The sequence below is a fragment of the Ruegeria sp. AK4 genome (genome assembly GCF_056541025.1).
Window position 1 is genome coordinate 77,902 of record NZ_JBQFXS010000015.1, and the last position, 10,546, is coordinate 88,447.

Here is a 10,546-nt window from a genome sequence, read left to right on the forward strand (position 1 = left end):
AGATCCTATTGGTAGATTTCAGGAAGCAGGGTGGTCGACACCGCTGGCACATAGGCAATCAGAATGACAACGATCAGCATTGTCAAAACAAAGGGCACCGCGCGGGCCGCGATCTTGAGGATCGACTCGCCGGTAATCCCCGACACCACGAACAGGTTCAGACCCAGCGGCGGGGTGATGAACCCCACGCCCAGCGCGGTGATCATCATGATGCAGAACTGAATCTCATTCATTCCGATATTGTCCGCCAGCGGTTTCAGGATGGGCGCAAGGATCACGATGTTCGGTGTCGTCTCCATGACGCAGCCTGCGGCGATCAGGATGCCGATCATCAGCAGGATCAGCAGGTACGGGTCATCGGTCAGGTTGGTGACCGAGGTGACAAACCCCTGCGGCACGCCCATGATCGCCAGCGCCTCGGCCAGCGGGGCGGAAAAGGCGATGATTGGCAGGATCACCCCATTCACCTTGGCGGAACTGACCAGCATCGAGGGGAAATCGGCCAGTGTCAGCGTGCGCAGGATGAAGCCCATGATGATGGTGACAACAACCGCGGTCGCCCCGGCTTCGGTGGGCGTCAGGCGGCCCGAGAAGATGCCGTAGAAGATGATGCCGGGCACGATGAACGCGTACCAGCCGGATTTCAGCGCTTTGCCCAGATTGGCCAGCCACTCGCCCATGCTCATCATCCCGCCGCCCTCATAGGCGTAGAGGCGGTTCATGATGATGTTGGTGATCAGGATCGAGACCAAAATGGCCAGACCCGGGATAAGCGCCGCCAAAAAGAGCGTCGAGGCGGAAATGCCCAGAACAAGGCCGATGATGATATAGGCAATCGAAGGCGGGATCAGGATGCCGGTACAGGCGCCCGCCGCGACCAGCGCACAGGCATAGGGACGCGGATAGCCGCTTTCAACCAGCCGGTTGATGGTCATCCGGCCCACGGCGGCAGCACCCGCCGCGTCGGAACCCGAGATCGCGGCGAACATGCCACAGACCAGAACGGTGGCTGAGCCGAAGCCGCCCTTGGCGAAACAGGTCAATGCCTCGGCCACGTCCAGGAATTTTCGCGACAACCCGGTGCGCACCAGTACGTCGCCGGTCAGGATGAACAGCGGCACGGCGGTCAGGGCAAAGGCGTCGATGCCGGTGAACAGGCTTTCGCCCACAAGGCTCAGCGGCAGGTCGCCGGACATGACCAGCATGACGATGGCAGCCGTCCCGATGGCGGCCCAGACCGGCACGGCCAGCGCGATCAGGCCAACGAACAGGATCACGGGCAGGTAAAAATCCCAGCCCAGTTCAACGGTTTGATTGAGGGAATTCCAGAGCATCGTGTTTCCCCTTAGTCAAACAGCTTGTCGCCTTCGAAGACGGGCGTTCCGTCACGAAGGGATTTCAGGTCGCGCAAAAGGGACTGGATCAGCCGCCAGATCATCAGCGCAAATCCGGTGGGCACGGCCATCAGGAACCAGACCTTGGACACCCGCAGCCCGTCTGTCACCGAGCCGAACTTGGCCGAGACATGCACGGCCTCGTACGACCAGTACAAGGCAATCACCGCCACGACGAACATCACCAGATCGCCGAAGATATAGAGCAGCGCCTTGGGCCGTTGCGGCAGATAGTGCATGATCACGTCGATGCGGATATGGGCGCGTTCCTTGACTGCCGCCGCCGCCCCGATCCACGCGAGGTAGATGAAGGAGTAGCGGACGATTTCCTCGCCCCAGATCGAGGAAAATGCGAAAATCTCTCGCCGAAGGACCTCGATGGCCATGGTTATGACCAGCATCACGTAGAACACCAGCAGCAGCCAGCGTTCGGCGTTTCGGTCTATGTTCTGAAGAATGGTCATCCGGGTCCCTCGGCGATGGAACAGCCAGGCGCAGGCCTTCTGTCGCGGGCCTTTTTCAGGCCTGACTGTCAGTGCAAAAATCGGGCACCCGGGGCTGGGTGCCCAAGGTGGCATCAGGCGTCGTGGACGTAGTATTTGCCCTGCGTTCCGGCGGCCTCGACCAGTTTGTCGAAGGCATCCATCGATCCCGCCAGTTCCGTCTTGAACGGGTCCCATTCCGAGCGCTGGTAGCCGCCGACATCCTGCCACTCGGCCAGTTGATCGCTGGTCAGGGACTGGAACTGCACACCCGCCTTGTTCAGTTCGGCCATGGCATAGGCGCGGGCCGAAGGCACCTTGGACAGGTTCTGGTGGCTGGTCATTTCCGAGCCCCACATGATGCCTTCCTGCACATCCGCAGGCATCGAGTTGAACCATTCGAGGTTACAGGAATAGACCTGGCTGTCCGGCACCGCCTGCGTGAAGGTCACGTGGCTGAGGATATCCTTGAAGCCAAAGACGAACAGCGCGCCCACGGACGGATCAAGCGCATCCGCGACACCCTGTTTGATCGCCGAGGGCGTCTCGCCCCAGGCTACAGGGGTCGGATTCGCGCCGACCATGCGGTAATATTGCTGCAGCATCTTCGATCCCGGCACGCGGAACTTCACGCCGCTCATGTCGGCAGGCGTGACAATGGCGTTGCCGCCCTGACGCACCGCAACGACACGCGGGTCGATCACCACGTAGAACAGGGCCTTGAAGCCCGCAGCCTCGACCTTGGGATGCACTTCTTGCTGCCATGTGTCGGAATGCACCAGATTGGTGAAGCGCTGGTTCGAGCCGCACAGATACGGCATGTTGATCAGGTCGACGGTTGATGCAAAGGGCGCGAAGTTCGACAGCGAATGCTGCGCAGCCTGAATCGTGCCGCCCTGAACCTTTTGCACCAGCGACCCGCCAGCGCCCAACTGGCCGCCGGGGGCCAGTTTGACATAAACCTTGCCGTTGGTGGCGTTCTGGATGTTCTCTTTCAGGTCCAGCTGCATGATCGGATAGCTGCGGGACGCGCCCAGAACATAGGCGGTCGCGATGGTCATCACGTGATCCGCCGCCTTTTCGCGCTCGCTTTCTTCCTTGGCGGTCTGCGCCGCAGCCTCGGACGACCACAGCACGCCCCCTGCCCCGGCAACCAAGGCCGCCGTAAACGCGCCTGTGGCGCTGAGCTTCAGGAAATTGCGGCGTTCTGCTGACGCCAGTTCGGTCTTGTCGTTGTTCATGAATTGCCCTCCCAAGCAAAAAATTCAGCTGCCGCTCTTTTCGTCGCGGTCCGCTTCCTTTTTCAGAATTGCGACAACGAACAGGATCGACGCCGCGAACAGAACCAACATTTCTCCGACATCCCCAAGAAAGGCGCTGCCCGCATACGCCCCCAGCGCCACGTTCGCAAAATAGATGACAAACACGAGGACTGAGGCTGCAAGAAACACTTTTGGGAACTCCTTCTGGATTCGGCCCTGACTCCTTTGTAAGCGCTTACATCAGAAATGCAAGCGCTTACATTATTGCTTTTCACCGCCCATCGAAGCATTTAGTCTTAGGAAAATGTGAAACTCAGGTTCAGGAATGCCAAATCTTCGGTCAGCCCCAACGTTGAATGATGTGGCCCGGCAAGCGGGTGTTTCGACAGCAACCGTGTCGCGATGCCTGAACGATCCGCAGCGGGTGGTCGAAGCAACGCGCAAGCGGGTCATGTCGGCGGTGGATGCGCTGGGGTATACCCCCAATTTCGCCGCGCGGGTCATGGCGGCCAAGCGGTCCTTCACCATCGGCGCGATCATTCCGACCATGGACAACGCCATTTTTGCGCGCGGCCTGCAGGCGTTTCAGGAAGAGATCCACCAGCGCGGCTATACATTACTGGTCGCAAGTTCCGCCTACAAACCCGAAACCGAGGAAGAGCAAATCCGAAACCTGGTCGCCCGGGGCGCAGATGGGCTGCTGCTGATCGGGCATGACCGGGGCGGCGAGATTTATGACTATCTGGATCGCCAGAAAGTCCCCGCGCTGGTCGCCTGGTCCTTCAGCCCCGGTGCGCGCGCGCCGGCTGTCGGCTTTGACAACCGGCAGGCCATGCGGGACCTGACTGACAAGGTCATGGCGCTGGGGCACACCCGCATCGCGGTGATTTCTGGCATTCGCCGTGGCAACGACCGCGCGCGGTTGCGGGTCGAAGGCATCAGGGATGCTGTTGCTGCCCACGGGTTGTCGCCCGACCACCTGCCGATCATCGAAACGCCCTATGGTATAGACAACGGTGCCCGCGCGTTTCACGACCTGATGTCCCGCGCTGACCGGCCGACGGCGGTGCTCTGCGGCAACGATGTTCTGGCGGTCGGCGCGGTCCGGCAGGCGCGTGAGATGGGCCTTCGGGTTCCCGAAGACGTCTCGATCACCGGGTTCGACGACATCGAACTGGCCGGAATAACCCAGCCCGGCCTGACCACGGTTCACGTTCCGCACCGGGAAATGGGCCGCAAGGCCGCCGCCGGGCTGATCGAGATGATCGAGCAGAACGTGCCGGGCCGCTCGGTTCAATTAGGCACAAAGATCGTGACCCGAAGCTCGCTCGGCGCGGCCTGATCCGGCTAATCGAGCCATCGGGATCTCTGGCCTTACGCACACTGGTGCAAAAGGCGGCAGGCCCTCGGGGTGCGTCCTTAACAAACTGCAGCCTCCAGGCCCACGGGCGTGGATTTGACAGAATCCGCTCGCGGTGATTACCTGACACCGTCGCGGTGGCAGGGGCCTGAATCCTCGTGGTTTTTCAGCGCACTGAGACACCGTAGCCGGCACCGGTCAGACCAGTGCAGATGCCCGGAGATTTGATGATGGAACTGATCACTGAACAGCTACGCGCTTTCCCGATCATGGCGCTTTTTCTGTGTCTGGGTCTGGGATACGGCGTCGGAAAATTCCGGGTTGGCAAGTTTGAACTGGGCGGCATCGCCGGAACCTTGCTGGTAGCAGTGTTCGTCGGGCAGATCGGCGGCATCAACCTGAGCACCGATGTGCAGAACGTCTTTTTCTCGCTGTTTATCTTCATGGTCGGCTACAATGGCGGCCCGCAGTTCTTCGCGGCACTGAACCGAACCGCGCTGACCAAGCTTCTGGCCGCTTTCATGATGACCCTGTGGGGCCTGTTCTTCGTGATCGTCGTGGCCAGGCTGGCGGGATTGGACAAGGGGTTGGCGGCAGGTCTGGCCGCTGGCGGGTTGACGCAATCGGCCATTATCGGCACCGCAGGAAACGCCATTGATCTGCTGGGGCTGGCCTCGGACGAGGCGGAAAAGCTCAAGACCAACATCGCCGTGGGGTATTCGGTCACATACATCTTCGGCTCGATCGGCCCCATTCTGGCGGTAAGCGTCATCCCGATCATCCTGCGTTGCGATCTGCGGCAGGAGGCCATCAAGCTGGCCCAAAAGCTGAGCGGCGGTGGCCGCAAGCTTGAGGAAGGAGAGTTCCTTCCCATGAACCGCTTTGAGGCGCGCGCCTATCAGGTCAACACCGACGCCAAAATCATCGGCCAAACAGTGAAAGCCATCGAGGGCGCGTATGACGGCGACCTGATCGTGGAACGGCTGCTGCAGGACGGCGCGCCGGCCGATCCGACCCCGGATACGGTTATCGGCGCCGGCGACGTGGTCGTGGTGTCCGGCCTTGTCGCACAACTGGCGCAGTTCGAGGGCACCGCAGGCGGTGAGGTGGGCGAGTACCCGCCGGAACTGACCATCGTGGAAGAGCGGCGCAATGTGGTGATCACCAACCGCAAACTGACCGGTAAAACCCTTGCAGAACTGCGCGAAGCCCTGACGGCCGAGCAGCGCCGTGGCGTCCATATCTCGAAGATCACGCGCATGGGTCATGATGTGCCGGTCCTGCAAAACACCCAGATCCATGCGGGTGACGAGGTCAGTATCGTCGGCCACAAGGACGATCTGAACCGGGTGGCCAAGCAGGCCGGATACGTGCCGCCCTCGGCCTCGGTCACCAATTTCATCGCGTTGGGAATCGGTGTCGCCATCGGTTATCTGATCGGTGAGATCAGCTTTGTCATCGCGGGCACCAAAGTAGCGCTCGGCTCGGGGCTCGGCTGCCTCGTCACCGGTCTGATCATCGGCTATGCGCGGATCAGACGCCCCAAAATCGGCGGGATCAACCGGGGGGCCGCGAATTTCCTGCAAAGCTTTGGTCTGGCGGTTTTTGTCGGCGTTGTCGGCCTGAATGCCGGGCAACCCGCGCTGCAGGCCATTCAGGAATACGGAATTACCCTGTTGCTGCTGGGCATACTGGTCACGCTGATGCCGATGATCGTGCAATTCCCGATCAACTATTTCGTCCTGCGCATCAAAAACCCGGTCGAGGCCTGTGCCGTCGTCACCGGTTCACGCTCGGGCAATCCCGGCTTTGCGACACTGTTGGAAAAGGCGGGCAACTCGACACCCACGCCCGCCTTCACCATGACCTATGCGGTGGCCAATATTTTCCTGACCCTCTGGGGTCCGCTGGTCGTGGCCTTCGTGCCCTGACTGTTCAGCCGTGCAGCGGCAGGCCTTTCGAAGCGCGATAGGCCTGCACATAGCCAACAGCCACGGCCCGCACCGCGCGCCCGATCTGACGATAGGCGCTGTCATCCAGATTGGCGAAGGACACACGCGCCGACCAGTCCGGAGCGTCAAAGCCCGACCCGTTCAGCAGCACGATCCCGTGGTCCTGCGCCAGTTTGAACGAGATATCCAGCGGGTGAACGTTTTCCTTGATCCACGCGACCACCTCTTCGCCGACATATTTGCGCAGCCAGAACTCGAAATCCAAAATGCCGTAATACCGGTCGAACAGCGGGTTGTCGGGGATATCGATGCCCATGCCCTCGACCAGTTCGTCAAATCGGTGTTTCAGAATGCCCCAGCAGAATTTCTGATAGGCTTTGTCCTCGTCCATCAACTCGACCAGCGAAAACAGCGTCATCATCACCTGCTGCGGCAGCGACAGACCCGCCGTATGGTTCAGCGCCACATCCCGGCTGTCGGCCACGATCCGGTCGATGAACTTAAACGAGTCCGGGTCAGGGGTCAGCGTCTCGTACCGCGCATTGACAAGGGCTTTGGTTTCGTCGGGGGCGTCGGCGATCATCTTGTCGAAGATGTTGTTCTCGGCCACCAGTATGGCCCCCAGACGCCATCCGGTGCAGCCGAAATACTTGGAATAGGAATAGACCCCGATCGTGTTCTCGGGCAGATGCCCCATGACCGACTGGAAATTCGGAATGAACGTGCCGTAAACATCGTCGGTCAGAATGATCAGATCGGGGCGGCGGGTTTTGACGAACTCGACCAGCCGGGTCATGACCTCGGGGCTGATCGCAACCGATGACGGGTTGCCCGGATTGACCAGGAACAGGGCTTTGACCTTCGGGTCCGCCAGTTGTTCAAGATCGTCTTCGGTCAGCTGAAAATGGTCTTCCTCTGCCGAGGATACGTCCACCACGTTCAGTCCGTAATCTTCCAGCACGGGCATTTCCAGATAGGGGGTGAAAATCGGCGTGCCCAACGCGATGGTATCGCCCGCATTCAGCAAACGCTGGTTCTTGAGCGCTTTGAAAATATAGCACATGGCGGCGGTTCCGCCCTCAACCGCGTAAATGTCGAATTTCGCATCAGGCCGATGCCCCGCGCACATTGCCCACATCACGTATTCATGGACGATCGCCTCATTATGTTCCATGCAACGGTCGGGCATCGGATAGTGATCACCAACGATGCCATCGGTCAGTTCCAGCACGAAATCGTCAGGCGTGAAGCCGAACTTCTCAATCGCGAAATCCACCATGTCGGCCAAAGTGTCCGCACCCGGCGGGCCGTTCCTTTCGACCGAGTCCGCGCAATAGGCCGTGAGCCGGTCATAACAGCCCGGTCCCTGCGGCATCCCCGCCAGACCGACCTGCGGTTCATTGCGATGCCGCTGCGCCTCGGTCATCGCGAACTGGCCCAGCAGAAAAAACGCCTCGCGCGCCTTCGAGGCTATCCAGTTGGGATTGCCGCGCCCTGCGTTCAGATAAGGCAGCGCCATCTGCCGCGCCTCTTTTTCGGCCAGCTTGATGAGCTCATCTTTGATCTGGAAAGGACTTAGGTTTTCGTACTTATGCAGGTCCAGCGTTTCTGACATGGTATCAAACCCTTGGTTCATGAAATCCGAGAAATTCTACCGGATCGTACGCAGGGAAATGTGTCTGTGTAAACAATACCGTGGGTGGAAGGTCTGTGTCAGACGAACCGATTGCTTGCACACATTCGGCCCATCTTGCCGATCCCACGAAGCGTGGAACCGCATTTTGAAGAAAATCGGAATTGAAGAGCTATGCCGGTGCTACTTGGGCATCCCGGCAAACGCCATGTCTTGCATCCATCTTTCGACCGAGGGCGGGTTGGGCCAGGTTTTTCGGGACTTCTCGGCCTCTATAGCAAGGGTCGCCTCGGGATTAGCCTCAAGATACACACTCAGCGCCGCGACTGCTTCGTTCTTTTGGCCAAGGCAGGCGTGGGTCGCGGCTAGCATTCTATGGGCTCCGCCATAAATTTTGGACATACGTTCGAATGCCGCCAGGGCTTCCTCGCACCGGCCAAGTTCCCATAAGGCCCAGGCGCGTTGCCAGTGGAACCAGCCCGTGTGCTTCGGATCAAGATCAAGCGCACGGTCGATCACCGCAAGGCCTTCTTCAAAACGGCCCATGTACAGCAGTGGACTGGAACTGGCGACCATCAGGTAAGAGGCAGAGGGGTTCAGCGAAATGGCGTGGCGATAGGTTTCCATCGCGCTCTCATGGTCGCCGCGTTCGGTCTGAACCCGGGCCCGCATCCAGTAGCCGAAGTAGTTTGTAGGCGCGATCTCGATGGCTTTATTGGCAAACGCATTGGATTTTTCCAGGTGGAACGCTTTTTCTTCGGGTGTGGAAAAGAACACCGCCATATGGCGATGCGTCCAGCCATGGATCAGATATCCCCATTCGGAATCGGGATCGACGGAAAGCGCCATGTCGCCCAGTGCAAAGCGGCGGTCCATCTGTTCGCGGCTGTCGGGGCTGCCGACAGACTCGAGAAAGTACTTCAGGGCGGTGACCTGATTCAGATCGCTTTCGGGCAGAGGGCGAAACTCGACAATTCCAACGATATTCGCAATGACGCCGCGCACGATTTCTTCCTGCACGGTGAACAGATCGCCGATCTGCCGGTTATACGTTTCGGCCCAGATATGGGCGCCAGTGCGCGTGTCGATCAACTGCGCCGTGATTTTCAAACCATCCCCAGCCTTTTGCTGGCTGCCTTCCAGCACGTAGTGCACCCGCAACTCCTCGCGGATGGTTTCTATGTCAGCCTCGTTGTCGCGATAGGAAAATGAAGACGTGCGCGCGATGACACCAATCGTCGGGAAGCGGGCCAGTTCGGTGATCAACCCCTCTGCGATTGCATCCGAAAGGTAGCCCTTGTCGTCGCCGGTAGAGAAATCGTCAAAGGCCAGCACCGCTATCCGTGGTTGATCCGCCAGCGCCTTTGGCGTCTTGAGCGGCCAAACTGCAACGTAGAACAGTGCGATCACGGCAAGGATCGCGGCCACAACCGGCAGCGACCCCATGCGACGCAGCCGGGACCGCGCGCGCGCATCCCCGGCAAGGTTCAGCCGGTACCCGACTTTCGGCACCGTCTGAACTCTGGACCGGTCCGTATCGCCCAACGCCTTGCGGATGTCGGCGATGCATTTCACCAGGCTGTCTTCGGTCACATAGGTATCGGGCCAGATGCGCGAAACTATTTTCTCTCTGGGAACAATCTGCCCGTCAGCTTCGACAAGCAATGCAAGAACGTCCGCCGACTGCGCACGCAACGGCACGGGCGTGCCATCCGGTTGTTGCAAACTATGAGTGGCGATGTCGAATTGCAGACCAAACAGCCCGACAGAATCGCCAGATTTCAGGTTTTTTTCTCCGGAATTTCCGGACTTTTCCGCTGTGGTTTCCGACACTTGCACCATGCCTCCCGATGAAACGAGTGAGCGAAAGCAAATGCTGTATTCAAAACCCAATTTTAAATCGAATTCATTTCTTCGCAAGTTTTTGTGGAAACGCCCGGTGCACGCCATCAATTTGGCCCTGCTAAGCGGTTTGTCCTTTGCGGCCGAAACTGCGGCACAGGACTGGATCCCGCCTAGCTGCTGCCCACACACCGATTGCCAGTCGGTGACGCCGTCATCGGTCGTCGAGGTGCGCGGCGGCTATATTGTCGATGGCGTGACAGGTGTGATACCGCATTCCGATCCCCGCATCCAACCCTCTCGCGACGGGCTGTTCTACGCCTGCATCCAAAGCCGCGCCCGTCCCTTCATGAAAGAAACAAACGCCCGGATCGCGGATCGGGATACGGAACTTAAATGTTTGTTTGTGCCTTTGATGGGATAAGCGAGAATTCGTTGCGGCAGCCCCAATGTCCGTTTCGATTGCATCAGCAATGATCGCCAGTGAAAACTGGCCCCTTCATATCAGACTGAAAGCCCTTGGGATTCCCTAGGGTCAGGACCCATTGATTTCTGTATGTCGGCGTGATTCACCGGTCGAAAATCGAGCGGTGATATGAGCGATCTATATTGGTTGGATGA

9 protein-coding genes are annotated in these 10,546 nt (G+C 59.3%); 3 read left to right on the forward strand and 6 right to left on the reverse strand.

Annotation, left to right across the window (positions count from 1 at the left end):
• Window positions 1-5: 5 nt before the first annotated feature.
• The 4 genes from ACR0EZ_RS20025 to ACR0EZ_RS20040 form a co-directional block, all read right to left on the reverse strand.
• The gene (locus tag ACR0EZ_RS20025; protein ID WP_480616448.1) at window positions 6-1,334 is read right to left on the reverse strand and encodes a TRAP transporter large permease; all 1,329 of its coding nucleotides are present in this window, start codon (window positions 1,332-1,334) and stop codon (window positions 6-8) included.
• An 11-nt stretch (window positions 1,335-1,345) separates the two neighbouring features.
• Entirely contained in the window at window positions 1,346-1,858 is a 513-nt protein-coding gene (locus tag ACR0EZ_RS20030) for a TRAP transporter small permease (RefSeq protein WP_480616449.1), read from the reverse strand.
• A 113-nt stretch (window positions 1,859-1,971) separates the two neighbouring features.
• Window positions 1,972-3,117 carry a TRAP transporter substrate-binding protein gene (locus tag ACR0EZ_RS20035; RefSeq protein WP_480616450.1) on the reverse strand — a complete coding sequence of 382 codons (1,146 nt, stop codon included), beginning with the start codon at window positions 3,115-3,117 and terminating at the stop codon, window positions 1,972-1,974.
• A gap of 24 nt (window positions 3,118-3,141) precedes the next feature.
• Window positions 3,142-3,327, reverse strand: coding sequence for a hypothetical protein (locus tag ACR0EZ_RS20040; protein WP_480616451.1), 186 nt, complete (start codon window positions 3,325-3,327; stop codon window positions 3,142-3,144).
• Window positions 3,328-3,463: 136 nt separating this feature from the next.
• Here ACR0EZ_RS20040 and ACR0EZ_RS20045 point away from each other — a divergent pair, with 136 nt between their 5' ends.
• Entirely contained in the window at window positions 3,464-4,480 is a 1,017-nt protein-coding gene (locus ACR0EZ_RS20045; protein WP_480616452.1) for a LacI family DNA-binding transcriptional regulator, read from the forward strand.
• A gap of 248 nt (window positions 4,481-4,728) precedes the next feature.
• The gene (gene aspT, locus ACR0EZ_RS20050) at window positions 4,729-6,429 is read left to right on the forward strand and encodes an aspartate-alanine antiporter (protein WP_480616453.1); all 1,701 of its coding nucleotides are present in this window, start codon (window positions 4,729-4,731) and stop codon (window positions 6,427-6,429) included.
• Window positions 6,430-6,433: 4 nt separating this feature from the next.
• Here aspT and ACR0EZ_RS20055 read toward each other — a convergent pair whose 3' ends face one another.
• Together ACR0EZ_RS20055 and ACR0EZ_RS20060 are read right to left on the reverse strand one after the other, a co-directional pair.
• Window positions 6,434-8,086 (reverse strand): bifunctional aspartate transaminase/aspartate 4-decarboxylase, encoded by a 1,653-nt coding sequence (locus ACR0EZ_RS20055; protein ID WP_480616454.1) that lies wholly within the window; start codon window positions 8,084-8,086, stop codon window positions 6,434-6,436.
• A gap of 180 nt (window positions 8,087-8,266) precedes the next feature.
• Complete coding sequence (locus ACR0EZ_RS20060) at window positions 8,267-9,916, reverse strand: winged helix-turn-helix domain-containing tetratricopeptide repeat protein (RefSeq protein ID WP_480616455.1); 1,650 nt, start codon at window positions 9,914-9,916, stop codon at window positions 8,267-8,269.
• A 7-nt stretch (window positions 9,917-9,923) separates the two neighbouring features.
• Here ACR0EZ_RS20060 and ACR0EZ_RS20065 point away from each other — a divergent pair, with 7 nt between their 5' ends.
• Window positions 9,924-10,349 (forward strand): hypothetical protein, encoded by a 426-nt coding sequence (locus ACR0EZ_RS20065; protein ID WP_480616456.1) that lies wholly within the window; start codon window positions 9,924-9,926, stop codon window positions 10,347-10,349.
• Window positions 10,350-10,546 lie beyond the last annotated feature (197 nt).